This window comes from Rhodopseudomonas sp. P2A-2r (genome assembly GCF_026015985.1).
GTDB lineage: Bacteria > Pseudomonadota > Alphaproteobacteria > Rhizobiales > Xanthobacteraceae > Tardiphaga.
The window spans coordinates 493574-509651 of record NZ_CP110389.1; the positions used below are offsets into that span (position 1 = coordinate 493574).

The 16078-nt window shown below is 65.8% G+C and carries 14 protein-coding genes and 2 pseudogenes; 6 read left to right on the top strand and 10 right to left on the bottom strand.

The annotated features are described in order from the left end of the window. Positions 1 to 124 precede the first annotated feature (124 nt). The 6 genes and pseudogenes from ONR75_RS02345 to ccmA all read right to left on the bottom strand — a co-directional run. Positions 125 to 709 (bottom strand): DsbE family thiol:disulfide interchange protein, encoded by a 585-nt coding sequence (locus ONR75_RS02345; RefSeq protein ID WP_265081209.1) that lies wholly within the window; start codon positions 707 to 709, stop codon positions 125 to 127. Further along, a complete protein-coding gene (gene ccmD, locus ONR75_RS02350) occupies positions 706 to 885 on the bottom strand; it encodes a heme exporter protein CcmD (RefSeq protein WP_265081210.1) in 180 nt (59 codons plus the stop codon). Before ccmD ends, ONR75_RS02345 begins: the two co-directional genes overlap by 4 nt. Next, on the bottom strand, positions 885 to 1622 hold the full coding sequence (locus ONR75_RS02355) for a heme ABC transporter permease (protein ID WP_265081211.1): 738 nt from the start codon (positions 1620 to 1622) through the stop codon (positions 885 to 887). Before ONR75_RS02355 ends, ccmD begins: the two co-directional genes overlap by 1 nt. Positions 1623 to 1704: 82 nt before the next feature. Next, positions 1705 to 2757 carry an amidohydrolase family protein gene (locus tag ONR75_RS02360; protein ID WP_265081212.1) on the bottom strand — a complete coding sequence of 351 codons (1053 nt, stop codon included), beginning with the start codon at positions 2755 to 2757 and terminating at the stop codon, positions 1705 to 1707. A gap of 70 nt (positions 2758 to 2827) precedes the next feature. Further along, positions 2828 to 3496, bottom strand: coding sequence for a heme exporter protein CcmB (ccmB, locus tag ONR75_RS02365; protein ID WP_265083501.1), 669 nt, complete (start codon positions 3494 to 3496; stop codon positions 2828 to 2830). 3 nt (positions 3497 to 3499) lie between these two features. Continuing rightward, positions 3500 to 4092 (bottom strand): annotated as a pseudogene (gene ccmA, locus ONR75_RS02370) (heme ABC exporter ATP-binding protein CcmA); the annotation flags it as partial. Positions 4093 to 4301: 209 nt separating this feature from the next. Between ccmA and acnA the strand changes: the two are divergent. The 3 genes and pseudogenes from acnA to ONR75_RS02385 all read left to right on the top strand — a co-directional run bounded on the left by acnA (position 4302) and on the right by ONR75_RS02385 (position 8754). Then, a pseudogene (acnA, locus tag ONR75_RS02375) lies at positions 4302 to 7020 on the top strand (aconitate hydratase AcnA). 146 nt (positions 7021 to 7166) lie between these two features. Continuing rightward, entirely contained in the window at positions 7167 to 7922 is a 756-nt protein-coding gene (locus tag ONR75_RS02380) for a DUF1223 domain-containing protein (protein ID WP_413776483.1), read from the top strand. Between the two features lie 472 nt (positions 7923 to 8394). Continuing rightward, the gene (locus ONR75_RS02385; protein WP_265081214.1) at positions 8395 to 8754 is read left to right on the top strand and encodes a DUF2794 domain-containing protein; all 360 of its coding nucleotides are present in this window, start codon (positions 8395 to 8397) and stop codon (positions 8752 to 8754) included. Positions 8755 to 8924: 170 nt separating this feature from the next. On the opposite strand, the gene ONR75_RS02390 is transcribed toward ONR75_RS02385, so the two are convergent. After that, positions 8925 to 9449 (bottom strand): GNAT family N-acetyltransferase, encoded by a 525-nt coding sequence (locus ONR75_RS02390; protein WP_265081215.1) that lies wholly within the window; start codon positions 9447 to 9449, stop codon positions 8925 to 8927. Between the two features lie 188 nt (positions 9450 to 9637). Here ONR75_RS02390 and ONR75_RS02395 point away from each other — a divergent pair, with 188 nt between their 5' ends. Further along, a complete protein-coding gene (locus tag ONR75_RS02395; RefSeq protein WP_265081216.1) occupies positions 9638 to 10012 on the top strand; it encodes a winged helix-turn-helix transcriptional regulator in 375 nt (124 codons plus the stop codon). 73 nt (positions 10013 to 10085) lie between these two features. On the opposite strand, the gene ONR75_RS02400 is transcribed toward ONR75_RS02395, so the two are convergent. The 3 genes from ONR75_RS02400 to ONR75_RS02410 form a co-directional block, all read right to left on the bottom strand. Then, a complete protein-coding gene (locus ONR75_RS02400; protein WP_265083502.1) occupies positions 10086 to 10877 on the bottom strand; it encodes a Bax inhibitor-1/YccA family protein in 792 nt (263 codons plus the stop codon). Between the two features lie 294 nt (positions 10878 to 11171). Continuing rightward, positions 11172 to 13745 carry an ABC transporter permease gene (locus ONR75_RS02405; RefSeq protein WP_265081217.1) on the bottom strand — a complete coding sequence of 858 codons (2574 nt, stop codon included), beginning with the start codon at positions 13743 to 13745 and terminating at the stop codon, positions 11172 to 11174. 1 nt (position 13746) lies between these two features. After that, positions 13747 to 14457, bottom strand: coding sequence for an ABC transporter ATP-binding protein (locus ONR75_RS02410; protein WP_265081218.1), 711 nt, complete (start codon positions 14455 to 14457; stop codon positions 13747 to 13749). 85 nt (positions 14458 to 14542) lie between these two features. On the opposite strand from ONR75_RS02410, the gene ONR75_RS02415 reads away from it, so the two are divergent. Both ONR75_RS02415 and thpR read left to right on the top strand, forming a co-directional pair. Continuing rightward, entirely contained in the window at positions 14543 to 15163 is a 621-nt protein-coding gene (locus ONR75_RS02415) for an arylesterase (protein WP_265081219.1), read from the top strand. A 202-nt stretch (positions 15164 to 15365) separates the two neighbouring features. Continuing rightward, positions 15366 to 15902 (top strand): RNA 2',3'-cyclic phosphodiesterase, encoded by a 537-nt coding sequence (gene thpR, locus ONR75_RS02420; protein ID WP_265081220.1) that lies wholly within the window; start codon positions 15366 to 15368, stop codon positions 15900 to 15902. Positions 15903 to 16078 lie beyond the last annotated feature (176 nt).

Sequence of the window (16078 nt, forward strand, 5' to 3'; positions counted from 1 at the left end):
GCGAGCGCGGGCCCATCACCTCCGATGACGTGTTCAGGCAGAAAGATACCACGAGAAGCGAGAAGGCGGGGTTATGGGTCCCGGATCGCGTTCGTTGCGCTCACTTGTCCGGGACGACGCGGAGCTAGCTCCCCGCCTTCAGCGCCTTGTCGATCTCGACCTTCAGCACGCGCTCGAAATTCTCCGGCGTGATGCCGCCCACCAGCTTGTAGGCGATGCGGCCGTCGCGGCCGACCAGGAAGGTCTCCGGCACGCCGTAGACACCCCACTCGATGGCGCCGCGGCCGTTGGCGTCGACGCCGACAATGCCGAACGGATTGCCGTAGCGGCCGAGGAAACGCCGGGCATTGTCGGCTGCGTCCTTGTAGTTGATGCCGACCAGCTGCAGCCGCTTGTCCTTGCCAAGCTCGGTCAGCAGCGGCGCTTCCTCGTGACAAGGCACGCACCACGACGCCCAGACATTGACCAGACTGACCTTGCCCATGAAGGCTGCGGGATCGAGGCCGGACACTGGCGCGCCGTTATTGGTGAGTCCGTCCAGCGCCGGCAGTGCGGTCTGCGGCGCCGGCCGGCCGATCAGGGCCGAGGGAAGCTTCGAGGGATCGCCCGAGCCGAGCTTGAACCAGAACAGCGCCACCATCACCGCGAAGGCCAGCAGCGGCAGCGCCATCAGCCAGGAGCGGCGCTTGGGGAGGGCCTGCTCGCTCATGACATGTCCGTGGCGCTGCGGCCGGAGCGGCGGACGATGCCGCTGGCTTCGAGCGCGCGCAGATGCTGCTTCTGGCGGCGATGGTCGATGGCGATCCAGACAATCAGGATCAGCACCACGGCTGCCACCAGCAGGTAGGAGGTAACGATGAAGCTGGCGTAGGGACCGAGCGCCATCACGACAGCGCCGGTCGCTGGCTGGCCTGCTGCATCTGCAGCGCGCGCACGCGCCGGCGCAGGATCTCGTTGCGCATGGCGGCGAGGTGCAGCGTGACGAACAGCAGCGAGAAGGCCACTGCCATCACCAGCAGCGGAATCAGGAAGGCCTTGTCGAGCGACGAGCCGCCCATCCGCATCACCGAGGCCGGCTGGTGCAGCGTATTCCACCAGTCGACCGAGAACTTGATGATCGGAATATTGATGGCGCCGACCAAAGTGAGGATCGCGGCTGCGCGGGCGGCGCGCGAGGGATCCTCCACCGCGCGCCACAGCGCGATCAGGCCGAGATACATCAGGAACATGATCAGCACCGAGGTCAGCCGCGCGTCCCATTCCCAATAGGTGCCCCACATCGGCCGGCCCCACAGGGAGCCGGTGACCAGGGCCAGAAAGGTGAAGGCCGCGCCGATCGGCGCGGCAGCCTTGGCGGCGACGTCGGCGAGCGGATGCCGCCACACCAGCGTGCCCAGGGCAGCCAGGCTCATCACGCCCCAGACGAACATCGACAGCCAGGCATTGGGCACGTGGATGAACATGATCTTGACGGTGGCGCCTTGCTGATAGTCGTCCGGCGCCATCGCCGACTGATAGAGCCCGATCGCGAGCAGGACAGCGGTCACGCCGGCCAGCCACGGCAGCAGCCGTGTGGTCAGCGACAGGAATTTTGTGGGATTGGCGAGGTCGGTCAGGGTCATGGCGGGGTTATAGCAGCCCGGCGGGCGATGTCAGGTGGATCCAGATCAATGTTTGGCGACGTCGTTGCGGTCATTTGCGCGGTCAGGCGCGCAGCCGCGGCAGCAGGCCGAGCGCATTGTCGCGCTCGATTCGGCGGAGATCGCGCGCCTCGAAGCCGCAATTGGCGAGGTTGGTGACGTGCTCCGGCCCGGTTCGGTAAGGGAAGTCGGTGCCGAACACGATCTGCGACGTTTCGACCAGGTCACGCAGCGCGCCCATGGCGGCGGGGTTGGAGGCCTGCGCGGTGTCGTAAAACAGTTTTCGCAGCGCGGCTCGCACCCCTCCCGGCACCATCTTGGCCGCTTGCGGCTGGCGGGCGAGAAACTCGAAACGCTCGATCAGGAACGGCATGGTGCCGCCGGCATGGGAGAAGATGAACCTGATGTCCGGCCAGCGGTCGGTGGCGCCGGAAAACACCAAGCTGGCAATTGTGCGCGAGGTATCGGTGCCGAATTCGATCACCGTGTCGGGAATGAACGGCATCAGATTGCCGCAGCAGGCCGCCGTGGTGGGATGCACCGAGACCACCGCCTTGCGCCGGTTCAATTCGTCGAAGATCGGCACGAAGGCGGCGTCGCCCAGCCACTTGCCGTCATAGCTGGTGAACACGCAGACGCCGTCGGCCTTCAGCGTGTCGAAGGCGTAAGCGATCTCGCCCAGGGTGGCGTCGGCATTGAGCATCGGCAATGCCGCGAACGAGCCGAAGCGGCCCGGATGGTCTGTTATCAATCGAGCGGCGTAGTCGTTGCAGCCGCGCGACAGCTTTGCTGCGGCAGCGGCGTCGCCGAACCACAGGCCGGGGGTGGTGATCGACAGCACGGCGGTCTGCACGCCGGCGGCGTCCATGTCGTCGAGGGATTTCTGCACGCTCCAGCCGAGCGACGGTGGCGACAGCTTGATCCGCGGATTGACCGCGGCGATGTAGTCGGGCGGGGTCAGGTGGTGATGCACGTCGACGCGGAACGGCGGCGGGGTTTGCGCGGTTGCCGCGCCGGGCAGGGCGGAAGCGACGGCCAGTGCCGCGCCGCCGGCGAGGAGACGGCGCCGGCTGACGCCGCAGCCGCATGACGGTCCATGAGCATTGAAGAGGTTCATCGTGCCTTGCTCGCCTCGGTTCCAACCGGCTGTATTGTCGCCGTTTTTAAGCGCCTGACAATCGCCGGGATCAATCCAGCCCGTGGCGCAGGCTGGCCGCCGCCGCGAACGGTCCGATGACGAGGCTGGCCAGCGACAGCGCGCAGAGAATGGAGAACGGCGTGCCGAACGATAACGGGCCGGTGATGGCCGCGTTTGATGCGGCGACGCCAAAAATCAGCACCGGGATCGACAGCGGCAAAACCAGCACCGCCAGCAGCAACCCGCCGCGCTGCAGCGTGACCGCCAAAGCGGCGCCGATCATGCCGGTGAAGGTAAGCGCCGGGGTTCCCGCCAGCAGGGTGACGGCCACCGCCAAAGTGGCGTTGCCGTCGAGGTTGAGCAGCAGGCCGAGCACCGGGGTGGCGAGGATCAGCGGCAGGCCGGCGGCGATCCAGTGCGCCAGCGCCTTGGCGGCGCAAGCCAGTTCCAGCGGGGTGCGGCTCATCAGCAGCAGGTCCAGCGAGCCGTCCTCGTGATCGGCCATGAACAGCCGGTCGAGGGTCAGCAGGCTGGCGAGCAGGGCGCCGAGCCACAGGATCGCCGGGCCGAGCCGCGCCAGCAAAGCGAGGTCGGGGCCGAGCGCGAACGGCATCAGCACCACCACCGTAAGGAAGAACAGCACGCCGATCAGCGCACCGCCGCCGACCCGCATGGCGATCCGGATGTCGCGCCGAATCAGCGCCCCGAGGGCGGTCATCCCGCCCCCGATCACCAACTCGCGGGCGTCGATGCCGAGCGGGGCGTGGGTGGCGGCGATGATCATGCCGCCGCGGCCGAGATGCGTGGTCATCAGGCCGGCGAAGATGCGCTGGCTGGCGAGGTCGAGTGCCGAAGTCGGCTCGTCGAGCAGCCAGATCGGGCGCCACACCGTCAGCAGCCGGGCGATCGACAGCCGGCGGCGCTGGCCGGCGGAGAGAAAGCCGGCCGGCAGCTGCGCGGCGTGGCCGAGGCCGACCGCTGCGATGCATTCGGAGGGGCGGTGACTTCGCCGCCGAGAAAGTCCGCCCAGAAGGTCAGGTTTTCCGTCACCGTCAGCGCCGGCTTCATGGCGTCGCGGTGGCCGAGGTAGTGCGCCTGTTCGATCAGGGTCAGCTCGGCGTCACCGCCGGCGAGGTCGATGCTGCCGTCCGCGATGGCCAGCAGGCCGGCGATCTGGCGCAGCAGCGAGGTCTTTCCGGCGCCGTTGGGGCCGACAATCGCCAGCGCCTCGCCGGCCTCGGCGTGAAAATCGAGCCCGGCGAAGACCTCGCGGCCGCCCCTGATGCACCTGACGCCGCGTCCCGAAAGCCGCATGGATCCCCATTTCATGTTCGATCCGCGCCCCGGCCATCGCATTGCTTCGAGACGATTGTCGCTGTGGCGGCGCGTCTGGAAAGATTCTATAAGCCGGAACTTGATGCAGCACACAATCGGCGCCTGCAAGCCAATCAGGCTGTGGTTGCAACGGTGTATTGATACCTTTTGCCGGGTATCCCTGAAACGATGAATTGGGACCGCCTCACATGACCTCGCTCGACAGCTTCAAGTGCCAGAAGACCCTCAAGGTTGGCGCCAAGACCTATGTCTATTACAGCCTTCCGCTGGCCGAAAAGAACGGTCTGACGGGCATTTCCAAGCTGCCCTATTCGATGAAGGTGCTGCTGGAAAACCTGCTGCGCCATGAGGACGACCGCACCGTCAAGAAGGCCGACATTCTCGCTGTCGCCAAATGGCTGAAGAAGCGCAAGCTCGAACATGAAGTGTCGTTCCGCCCCGCGCGCGTGCTGATGCAGGATTTCACCGGCGTCCCCGCGGTGGTCGATCTGGCCGCCATGCGCAACGCCATGCAGGCGCTCGGCGGCGACGCCGAGAAGATCAACCCGCTGGTCCCCGTCGATCTCGTCATCGATCACTCGGTGATCGTGAACTTCTTCGGTGACAACAAGGCGTTCGGCAAGAACGTCGCCGAGGAATACAAGCAGAACCAGGAGCGCTACGAATTCCTGAAGTGGGGCCAGAAGGCGTTCTCGAACTTCTCCGTGGTGCCGCCCGGCACCGGCATCTGCCACCAGGTCAATCTCGAATACCTGGCCCAGACGGTCTGGACCAAGAAGCAGAAGATGACCGTCGGCAAGAAGACCGCGACCTATGAGGTCGCCTATCCTGACACGCTGGTCGGCACCGATTCGCACACCACCATGGTCAACGGTCTCGCCGTGCTCGGCTGGGGCGTCGGCGGCATCGAGGCGGAAGCCGCGATGCTCGGCCAGCCGCAGTCGATGCTGCTGCCGGAAGTGATCGGCTTCAAGCTGTCGGGCGCGCTCAAGGAAGGCGTCACCGCCACCGACCTCGTGCTCACCGTCACGCAGATGCTGCGCAAGCAGGGCGTGGTCGGCAAGTTCGTCGAGTTCTTCGGACCCGGCCTCGACTTCCTCTCGGTCGCGGACAAGGCGACCATCGCCAACATGGCGCCGGAATACGGCGCCACCTGCGGCTTCTTCCCGGTCGACGCCGCGACGCTCGATTATCTCAAAACCTCGGGCCGCAAGGCGGACCGCGTGGCGCTGGTCACCGCCTATGCCAAGGCGCAGGGCCTGTTCCGCACTGCCAAGTCGGCGGATCCGGTATTCACCGAAACGCTGAAGCTGGATCTCGGCGACGTCGTGCCGTCGATGGCCGGCCCGAAGCGTCCGGAAGGCCGCGTCGCGCTGCCGGCGATCGCCGAAGGCTTCGCCGCTGCCATGACCGCGGAATACAAGAAGGCCACTGACCACGACGCGCGCTTCACCGTCGAGGGCAAGAATTTCGACCTCGGCCATGGCGACGTGGCGATCGCCGCGATCACGTCATGCACCAACACCTCGAATCCCTCGGTGCTGATCGGTGCCGGCCTGCTGGCGCGCAAGGCAGTGGCGCTGGGCCTCAAGACCAAGCCGTGGGTGAAGACCTCGCTGGCTCCAGGCAGCCAGGTGGTCGCCGAATATTTGGCGAATTCGGGTCTGCAGAAGGATCTCGACAAGGTCGGCTTCAACCTGATCGGCTTCGGTTGCACCACCTGCATCGGCAATTCCGGTCCGCTGCCGGAGGAGATCTCCAAGTCGATCAACGACAACGGCATCATCGCCGCTGCCGTGCTGTCGGGTAACCGCAACTTCGAAGGCCGCGTCTCGCCGGACGTGCAGGCCAACTACCTGGCTTCGCCGCCGCTGGTGGTTGCCTATGCGCTCGCCGGTTCGGTCACCAAGAACCTCGCGGTCGAGCCAATCGGTACCGGCAAGGATGGCAAGCCGGTCTATCTCAAGGACATCTGGCCGACCACGAAGGAGATCAACGCCTTCATGAAGAAGTACGTCACCGCGGCGATCTTCAAGAAGAAGTATGCCGACGTGTTCAAGGGCGACACCAACTGGCGCAAGATCAAGACCGTGGAGAGCGAGACCTACCGCTGGAACATGGGCTCGACCTATGTGCAGAACCCGCCCTACTTCGAAGGCATGAAGCGCGAGCCGGAAGCCATCGTGGACGTGATCGATGCGCGCATTCTCGCGGTGTTCGGCGACAAGATCACCACCGACCACATCTCCCGCCGGCGCCATCAAGCTGACCTCGCCGGCCGGCAAGTATCTGTCGGAGCACCAGGTGCGTCCCGCCGACTTCAACCAGTACGGCACCCGGCGCGGCAACCATCAGGTGATGATGCGCGGCACCTTCGCCAACATCCGCATCAAGAACTTCATGCTGAAGGGCGCCGACGGCAACATTCCGGAAGGCGGCTTCACCAAGCACTGGCCCGACGGCGAGCAGATGTCGATCTACGATGCCGCGATGAAGTATCAGGCCGAGAAGGTGCCATTGGTGGTGTTCGCCGGCGCCGAATACGGCAACGGTTCGTCGCGCGACTGGGCCGCCAAGGGCACCCGTCTGCTCGGCGTGCGCGCCGTGGTCTGCGAGAGCTTCGAACGCATCCATCGCTCGAACCTGGTCGGCATGGGCGTGCTGCCGCTGACCTTCGAGAACGGCACGTCGTGGAAGTCGCTCGATCTGAAGGGCGACGAGAAGGTCACGATCCGCGGCCTGCAGGGCGACCTGAAGCCCCGGCAGATGCTGACCGCCGAGATCGTGTCGGCCGATGGCAACCTGCGCAAGGTGCCGCTGCTGTGCCGCATCGATACGCTCGACGAGCTCGAATACTACCGCAACGGCGGGATCCTGCAGTACGTGCTGCGCCAGCTGGTGGCCTGACACGGGCGATGCGACCCATTGCCTCACTGCGAAGTGAGTGGTGAGTGAACGGAAGGCGGCCTATGAAGGGCCGCCTTCCCGCATTAGGGCTTGGGCGTGCCAGGCGTCGGCGGAGGGTTTGTTCTGGTTTTAACGTGGCAGCAATGATGATGGCCTGTAGCGGCATATCTCGATGGTCGGTTGCGATCAGCGCCTGCGCCATCGTTACTTGGGTGAGTTCCGCGTCCGCCGAACCGCGCGCGGTGGTCGAGCTGTTCACGTCGCAGGGTTGCTCATCCTGCCCTCCCGCGGACAAGGTTGTCGGCGAACTGGCGAAGGATCCGTCGGTCATCGCGCTCAGCATGCCGATCGATTACTGGGACTATCTCGGCTGGAAGGACACGCTGGCGGATTCACGCTTCAGCGCCCGCCAGAAGGCCTATTCCCACATGCGGGGCGATCGCGACGTCTATACGCCGCAGATGATCGTCAATGGCGAGCGCCAGGTGATCGGCAGCGATCGCGCGCGCATCGATAGCGCCATCGAGGAAACCCGCAAAAGCGAGGCCGTGATGTCAGTGCCGGTCGCGATGACGGTCGCAGGCAAAGAGGTCAAGGTATCGGTGGCGGCTGCGGGCAAGAGCGCCGTGCTCTCGCATGGTGAAGTGTGGATCTGTTCGGTGTCGCGCTCGGTGCCGATCACCATCGGACGCGGCGAGAATCGCGGCCGCCAGTTGACCTACAACAACGTGGTGCGCGGCTGGCTGAAGGTCGGCGACTGGACCGGCGCCGCGGCGAACTGGACGGTGCCGCTGGAAAACGTGTCGCGCGATGGCGTCGACGCGGCGGTGGTCTATGTGCAGAACGGCAGTCGCGAAAAGCCCGGCGCCATGCTCGGCGCGGCGTTCACGCTGCTACAGTAGCATTATGCACCGGCTGTCGTCCCCGCGCATCCGGGGACGCAGTAAACGCAGCTGTTGCGGCTCAATCACAGACGACAGCGATTACTGGGTGGCCCGGTCCTTGCGCGCAAGTGCGCGCAGGCCGGGCGATGACAAACCGCGCCCGCGGCGCGTCCGGGCCCCATGTCGCCCCCAAAAGAAAAAGGACCAACTCGCGTTGGCCCCTGAATAGTCTGTAGTCCTGCGACGGGCCCGATCCCAATGGCCACGGGGGCTGGGGGCTGAGGAATCCGAGACCGGAAGAACCGGGCCCAACGCAGTATCTTCTTGTCGCAACCCAGATGGGCGGTCGATGGGCGGAAATCGGGCGGCAATAAGATTCTTCTAACGATCCCGTTACATGGCGTTTCGACGCGAGAAAGCCGGCCGGCGAGCCCCTTGCGGCGGCGCGCCGACGGCGCGATCATGTCAGTCACATGACGGGGAGGCGCCCATGAGTTCGACGTCGGAGGAAATGGATCCCAGCGAGCCGCGGGCCGCGGATCGCCACGCCGCGAACGCGCTGGTCACCTTCAATCGACTCGAACTCAACCGCATTCTCAATCTTTACGGCCGCATGGTCGCCGCCGGCGAATGGCGTGACTACGCCATCGATTTCCTTCGCGACCGCGCGGTGTTCTCGGTATTCCGACGCGCCTCGGAAGTGCCGATCTATCGCATCGAGAAGGACCCGCGGCTGTCGCGCAAGCAGGGCGCCTACAGCGTGATCTCGGCCAGCGGCATGATCCTGCGCCGCGGCCATGAGCTGGATCGAGTGCTGCTGGTGATCGACCGCAAGTTGGCGGTGGTGTGAGGGGCCACAAGCTCTGTTGTCGTCCCCGCGTATGCGGGGACCCAGTAGACACAGGCTTTGCGGCTCTATCACCAACGCCTGCATTGACTGGGCCGCCCGGTCCGGCGCGCAAATGCGCGCAAGCCGGGCGATGACAGCGCGCTTGTGAGGCAGCTTTTCGCTGTCTGCCCCTAAGGCAGCGTCTGCCCGCCCTCGCCAAGCGCTCGCTGCATCATCACGGTGTCGAGCCAGCGGCCGAACTTGAGGCCGACGGCGGGGTGGGTGCCGATCATCTGGAAGCCGGCATTGCGATGCAGGGCGATGGAGCCGGCATTGGCGGAATCGCCGATCACCGCGATGATCTGGCGGAAGCCGCCTGCCTCGCAGTCCGCGATCAGTCGGTGCAGCAGCCGCGTGCCGATGCCGCGCCGCTGCGCCGCCGGGTCGAGATAGACCGAATTCTCCACGGTGAAGCGATAGGCCGGCCGCGGCCGGTAGGGCCCGGCATAGGCGTAGCCGGCGACCTGGCCGTCCTGCAGCGCCGCCAGATAGGGGAAGCCGGCGGCGACGAGCGTGTCGAAGCGCCGGGTCATTTCCGCGAGGTCCGGCGGGATCAGTTCGAAGGTCGCGGTGCCGAACTGCACCGCCTCGTCGTAGATCGCGGTGATGGCGGCAAGGTCGGCGGCGGTGGCGGGGCGTATTTCAAGGTCGGGCATGGCGTCGAGCCTAATGATACCGTTGGCAAAATAAAAGCCCCGCCGACCGGCCTGCGCAGGTCGGGCGCGTTGCGGGCGAGGGCCTCGCTGCGTAGCAGCCACTCGCCAACCGTCGGGTCCTTCATTTATTCTGCCGTCGGCGTCATGCTCAGCGCGGCGTGGCTTTGCCAGATCGGGTGGATTGCGGAATGGTCAAGACAAACAAGAAGCTCGGCTCGTCCGCCGAGAGCAAGGCCGCCGGCGCGGTGCCTGCCGGCGCGGCGCGCGACGTCGAAGGGGCGCTGAAGATTCTTGAGGGCAAGGACAAGACGCGAATCATCTTCCACCTCCTTGCCGAGCCGGTGCTGCAACTCGCCGAGCTCGAGCGGGTGATTCCGGCGGCCTCCCAGAAGCTGCTGATTCAGCAGCTTCGCGAGCTCGAGCGGGACGGGCTGGTGCGGCGGGCAGGCGAAGCCGAGGTACCGGCCGCGGTCGAATATGCCCTGACCGGGGCGGGGCGCGCGCTGCGCCCGGCGCTGCTGCAACTGCGCGAATGGGCGGCATTGCGCCGGGTCGAGATCTAGCGGCCATGCAGCCGACAAGCAAAAAGCCCCGGCCTTGCGGCCGGGGCTTTGCATTTTGCGAGGAAACGGAAGGTTATTCCTTCTGTCCCAGAAGCTGCAGCAGCAGCGTGAACAGGTTGATGAAGTTCAGGTACAGCGACAGCGCACCGGTAATCGCCGCCCGTTCCGCCACGTCGCCACCCTGGGAGGCGTAGCCGTAGATGTAATCGTTCTTCAGGCGCTGGGTATCCCAGGCGGTGAGGCCCGCGAACACCAGCACGCCCACCACCGACACGATGAACTGCAGCATCGAACTCGCCACGAAGATGTTCACGACGCTGGCGATGATGATACCGAACAGGCCCATCAGCAGAAACGATCCCATGCCCGTCATGTCACGCTTGGTGGTGTAGCCGTAAAGGCTGAGCGCACCGAACGAGGCGGCGGTGATGAAGAACACCCGCACGATGGAAGTGTGCGTGTAGACCAGGAAGATCGACGACAGCGAGATGCCCATCAAGGCCGAGAAGGCCCAGAACAGCAGCTGTGCGGTCGCCGGCTTCAGCCGGTTGATGCCGAACGAGATGGCGAACACCATCGCCAGCGGTGCCAGCATGAACACCCACTTCAGGGGGCTCACGAACATCGCGTAGCCGAACGGCGTCAGATAGGAGCTTCCGATCCGGGCCGCGGCGCCCGACGGATCGGCCGTCACTGCAGCCATGTACACGCCCAGCGCGGCCAGGCCGGTGATGGCCAGGCCGATGGTCATGTAGTTGTAGATGCGCAGCATGTAGGCGCGCAGTCCGGCATCGACGGCAGCGGCGTCAACACGCCCGGCCGCCCGGCCGAAAGGAGAAGCGTAATTGCGGTCTAAGTCCGACATGGTCGAAACCTCGAAGTTGTCCGGCAGCGTGCAAAGGGTTTGCACTGTCGGCACGAAATCTATCCCAGATACCGTTCTCGCTGCTATTAATTTTCAGCAATCGATCCGGCGTCTGACCCAATCTGGTATGTGGTAAACTAACACATTTCGCGCAAGCTTCCACGCGTGGCGGAATGTCGCTCCAGAGGGCCCGCGCGCCAGCAAGGTTACCGGCCAGCCAGCCCGCGAAGCCCTGACTCTATAGAGAATTCACCCGAAACCAGCCGGATGAAGGGCGATCCGTGCCAAAACGGGTCACAAATTCCTCAGGACCGTTGCCGGCTTCTGATTAAGCGCGACCAGCGTGCCGGCAAGGCCGAGGCCCACTGTGACAATAAGCGCGGCCAGAACCACACCGGCGGCGCTGCCGGCCTGCCAGACGAAGCTCAGCGTCATCAGTCGTGTCACAATCATCCAGGCTGCGACCGAACCGGCGAGCACGCCGAACACCGCGGTGGCCAGGCCGATCATCAGGTATTCCAGCGCGTAGGCGCCGAGCAGCCGGACCCGGGTCGCGCCGAGGGTCTTCAGAATCACCGCGTCATAGACGCGGTGACGGTGGCCGGCAGCCAGTGCGCCGCCAAGCACCAAAATCGCCGACAGCAGCGTGACCGCGCTGGCGCCGCGAATCGCCAGCGTCAGGTTGGTGACGACGTTGCCGATGGTGTCGAGCGCCTCGCGGACCCGCACGCTGGTGATCATTGGGAACGCGTCGGCCACGGCCTTGACGAGCCCGGCATCCTTGGCGGGGTCGGCGCCATGGGCGTCGGTCAGGGTGGCGATGTGGGTGTGCGGCGCGCCGCGAAACGTGTTGGGCGAGAACACCAGCACGAAGTTTATGCCGAGGCTCTGCCAGTCCACCGTCCGCATGTTGCTGATGGTCGCGGAGATGTCGCGGCCGAGCACGTTGACCACCACGGGGTCGCCGATCTTGAGTCCGAGCCCGTCGGCCAGCTTCTTCTCGAACGACACCAGCGGCGGGCCGTTGTAGTCCGGCGCCCACCATTGGCCCTCGACCACTTTCGAGCCCTTGGGCACCTCGCCGGTGTAGCTGAGGCCGCGGTCGCTCTGCAGCACCCATTCGGCGTCCGACGACGGCTTGAGGTCCTCGGCCTTGACGCCGCGCGCCGACACGATCCGGCCGCGCAGCATCGGCACGTCCTCGACGGTCGATCCCGGCGCCTTGTCCGCTAGGAAGGCGCTGAAGCGGTCGGCCTCGGTGGAGGGGATGTCGATGAAGAAGAACGACGGCGCTCTCTCCGGCAGCGCCGCCATGAACTGGCGGCGCAGATTGCCGTCGATCTGGGTGATGGTCACCAGCACGGTCAGGCCAAGACCCAGCGACATCACCACCGAGGGCGTCAGCGCGCCGGGCCGGTAGATATTGGCGATCGCCAGCCGCAGCATGGTGATTCGCGGACGCGGCAGCCGGCGTGCCAGCGCCATCAGGGCGGAGGCGATGCCGCGCAGCAGGCCGAACACCACGATCGAGGAGACCACGAACACCGCCGCGACGCGCTTGTCATAAGCGAGGCCAATCACCACGGCGATCAGCAGCGCGATCACCAGCGCCATCCATGCGAGGTAACGCGGCCGCGGCCGGTGGCCCTCGCTGCTGGCGACGTCGCGGAACAAGGCGGCTACCGGCACTTCATGCACGCGGGCCAGCGGCCACAGCCCGAAGGCCAGCGCGGTCAGCAGGCCGTACAGCAGCGACAGCGCCAGTTCGCCGGGATGCACCGCGGGCACCACCGGCAGCGGCAGCAGGCTGCCGAACAGGCCGACGATGGCGAACGGAAGCGCCGCGCCGAGTGCGAGGCCGATCAGCGATCCGACGCCGGCGAGCACCAGCACCTGGGTGAGATAGATCGCGAACACATCCCGGCCGGTGGCGCCGAGCGCCTTGAACGAGGCGATCACGTCGCGCCGGCGGTCGATATGGCTCTTCACTGCATTGGCGACGCCGACGCCGCCGACCAGCAGCGCGGCAAGGCCGACCAAGGTCAGGAACTGGGTGAAGCGGGTGATGGTGCGCTCGAGCTGCGGCGAGGCATTGTCGCGGGTGCGGATCTCCCAGCCGGCCTGCGGAAGCGCCTTTCGCGCGTCGTCGGCCAGCGCATTGGCCGCGCCGCTGCTGGCGGCGGCGTCGGGCAGCCGGACGCGATAGGTCCAGCGTACCAGGCTGCCGGGCTGCAGCGCGCCGGTGGCGCGCAGCGCCGCCTCGCTGATCAGGAAGCGCGGACCGAAGCCGACGCCGCCGGACAGCTTGTCCGGCTCGGCGCTGATGACGCTGCGAATCGCGAAGCTGGCATTGCCGATGCTGACGCGATCGCCGACCTTGAGGTCGAGCCGCGCCAGCAACGTGGCGTCGGCGGCAGCGCCGTAGGCGCCGTCGCGTTCGGCCAGCAGGTCGCCGACCGGCATGTCGGGGGCCAGCGTGAGCTGGCCAAGCATGGGATAGGTGTCGTCGACCGCCTTCAGCTCGACGAGGCCAAGACGGCCATCGGGCGCTTTCGCCATGGCGCGCAGCGTTGCGGCCACCGAGACCTTGCCGCGGGCGTTGAGCCAGGCCAGTTCGTCAGGCTTGGCTTCGCGCTGGATCAGCGCGAAGGCGGCATCGCCGCCGAGCAGGGTGCGGCCCTCGCGCGCCAGCCCTTCGCTGAGGGAGGCCGCCACCGAACCGACGCCGGCAATTGCCATCACGCCGAGCGCGATGCAGGCCACGAACACGTAGAAGCCGGACAGCCCGCCGCGCATTTCGCGCAAGGCGTAGCGCAGCGCCAGCGACGGGCCGCGGCTGGCGGGAATGGTCTCAATGGCGATGGTCATGTCAGGCCGTCTCGATCCGGCCGGACCGCAGTCGCACTACCCGGTCGCAGCGTTGCGCCAGCGCGGTGTCATGGGTCACCAGCACCAGCGTCATGCCGCGCTCGGCATGCTGTGCGAACAGCAGGTCGACGATCTGCTTGCCGGTGCTCTCGTCGAGATTGCCGGTCGGCTCGTCGGCCACCAGGATGGCGGGATCCGGCGCCAGCGCGCGGGCCAGCGCCACGCGCTGCTGCTCGCCGCCGGACAGCTGCGTGGGATAGTGATGCAATCGCGCACCGAGGCCCACGGAGGTCAGCTCGCGCGCGGCGCGCTCAGTGGCGTCAGCGCGACCGGCGAGTTCCAAGGGCACCGCGACGTTTTCCAGCGCGGTCATGGTCGGGATCAGATGGAAGGACTGGAAGACGATGCCGACATGGCGACCACGAAACCGTGCGAGGCCGTCCTCGTCCAGATCATTGAATGCGGTACCGTTGACCACCACCTGTCCGCTGTCAGGACGTTCGAGGCCGGCCATCACCATCAGCAGGGTGGATTTGCCGGATCCCGACGGCCCGATCAGGCCGATCGCTTCGCCCGAGCCCACGCGCAGGCTGATATCCTTGAGGATATGAACCCGCGCCGCGCCGCTGCCGAGCGAGAGGTTGACGTTCGAAATGGAAATGGTGTCCGGACCAAGTCCGGCCAGTGATGAGGCTTCGATGATACTGTCCATGCGGGCTTCATATGGCACTTCCTTTGCGGCGGTCGAGGGGCTGGCGCGCACGTTTCTGTGCCTGCTGGCGTTCAGCATGACGTCCATGGTCGCGGCGACGCCCGCATCGGCGCAGCCGGCCGCGGTCGACGCCGCGAAGCCGGTCAAGCTGGTGGTGCTCGGCGATTCCCTCAGCGCGGGCTACCTGCTTCCGGGGCCGGCCGCGTTCCCCGCCCGGCTGCAAAAAGCCCTCAAGGACAAGGGGATAGCGACCGAAATCGGCAATGCGGGGGTGTCCGGCGACACCACCTCGGGCGGGCTTGGCCGGCTTGACTGGTCGGTCCCTGATGGCACCGAGGGCGTGATCCTCGAACTGGGTGCCAACGACGCTCTGCGCGGTACCGACCCCAAGGTGCCTCGTGCCGCGCTGACGGAAATCATCCAGCGCCTGCAGGCGCGGAAAATTCCAGTCCTGCTGTGCGGCATGCTGGCTCCGCCCAATTACGGCGCCGATTACGCGGAGAAGTTCAATTCGATCTATCCGGACCTGGCGAAGCAGTTCGCCGTGCCGCTGTACCCATTCTTTCTCGACGGCGTGGTCGACAACGCCAAGCTGAAACTCGAGGATGGCCTGCATCCGACCGCCGAGGGCGTCGACGTGATCGTCCAGAAAATCCTGCCCAGCGTCGAGGCATTTCTCGGCACTATCGTTGGGCAACGCAGTTGAAAAGCAGGCAGCCTCAACCTTAACAGGAGATTTCCCCGGAGCGACGATCCGATCCGGAGTCCGATGCTTCGCAGAGTCACATAACTACGCTAAAAAAGCCATCGGTGATTCGTCACCGGCCCTTTTGTTCGGGCATGATCTTCGCCGAGAAGTGCAAGCCACTCTTCGGCGAAGATCGCGCCCCTGCATTGAGGAGCTTACAATGCCGCGTTTGTTCACCGGACTGGAAATACCGGCCGAGATCGGCCAGACCCTCTCCAATTTGCGTGGCGGCCTCCCCGGCGCACGCTGGATCGACCCCGAGAACTATCACGTCACCCTGCGCTTCATCGGCGACATCGACGGCATTGCGGCGAATGAAATCGCCTCGCTGCTGGACCGGGTCAACCGCAAGCCGTTCGATGTCGCTCTGCAAGGGCTGTCCAGCTTCGGCGGCAAGAAGCCGCGCGCGGTGGTGGCGCAGGTGGTGCCAAGCCGGCCGCTGATCGAGTTGCAGGCCGAACTCGAACGGTTGATCCGCAAATGCGGGCTCGATCCCGAGGGCCGCAAATTCATCCCGCACGTGACGTTGGCGCGGTTGCGCGACGCCTCCAACCAGGACGTCGCCGATTATCTCTCGGTGCGCGGCTATTTCCCCACCAAGACCTTCAAGGCGCAACGCTTCGTGCTGTTCTCGTCGCGCGCCTCCACCGGCGGCGGGCCCTATGTGGTGGAGGATGCCTACGCGCTGAGTGCGTAGAGGGTGTAAGGCTGTCGTCACCCGGCTTGACCGGGTGACCCAGTATACGCAGTGCGCGGTGATAGAGCCGATGCGACAGCGTTTACTGGATCCCCGCATGCGCGGGGATGACAGCTGAGTGTGGGCGATAGACAGCGCATATCCCCCTCCCAATTCGCATCTTGCATTTTGCGGCG

Excerpts from the sequence above, each read along its gene's own strand:
- ONR75_RS02395 (WP_265081216.1), top strand. The coding sequence starts at position 9,638 with ATGGTCAAGACAAACAAGAAGCTCGGCTCGTCCGCCGAGAGCAAGGCC.
- ONR75_RS02360 (WP_265081212.1), bottom strand. The coding sequence starts at position 2,757 with ATGAACCTCTTCAATGCTCATGGACCGTCATGCGGCTGCGGCGTCAGC.
- ONR75_RS02385 (WP_265081214.1), top strand. The coding sequence starts at position 8,395 with ATGAGTTCGACGTCGGAGGAAATGGATCCCAGCGAGCCGCGGGCCGCG.
- ONR75_RS02355 (WP_265081211.1), bottom strand. The coding sequence starts at position 1,622 with ATGACCCTGACCGACCTCGCCAATCCCACAAAATTCCTGTCGCTGACC.
- ONR75_RS02405 (WP_265081217.1), bottom strand. The coding sequence starts at position 13,745 with ATGACCATCGCCATTGAGACCATTCCCGCCAGCCGCGGCCCGTCGCTG.
- thpR (WP_265081220.1), top strand. The coding sequence starts at position 15,366 with ATGCCGCGTTTGTTCACCGGACTGGAAATACCGGCCGAGATCGGCCAG.
- ONR75_RS02415 (WP_265081219.1), top strand. The coding sequence starts at position 14,543 with ATGGTCGCGGCGACGCCCGCATCGGCGCAGCCGGCCGCGGTCGACGCC.
- ccmB (WP_265083501.1), bottom strand. The coding sequence starts at position 3,496 with ATGACCGCCCTCGGGGCGCTGATTCGGCGCGACATCCGGATCGCCATG.
- ONR75_RS02345 (WP_265081209.1), bottom strand. The coding sequence starts at position 709 with ATGAGCGAGCAGGCCCTCCCCAAGCGCCGCTCCTGGCTGATGGCGCTG.
- ccmD (WP_265081210.1), bottom strand. The coding sequence starts at position 885 with ATGGCGCTCGGTCCCTACGCCAGCTTCATCGTTACCTCCTACCTGCTG.
- ONR75_RS02410 (WP_265081218.1), bottom strand. The coding sequence starts at position 14,457 with ATGGACAGTATCATCGAAGCCTCATCACTGGCCGGACTTGGTCCGGAC.
- ONR75_RS02390 (WP_265081215.1), bottom strand. The coding sequence starts at position 9,449 with ATGCCCGACCTTGAAATACGCCCCGCCACCGCCGCCGACCTTGCCGCC.
- ONR75_RS02380 (WP_413776483.1), top strand. The coding sequence starts at position 7,167 with ATGATGGCCTGTAGCGGCATATCTCGATGGTCGGTTGCGATCAGCGCC.
- ONR75_RS02400 (WP_265083502.1), bottom strand. The coding sequence starts at position 10,877 with ATGTCGGACTTAGACCGCAATTACGCTTCTCCTTTCGGCCGGGCGGCC.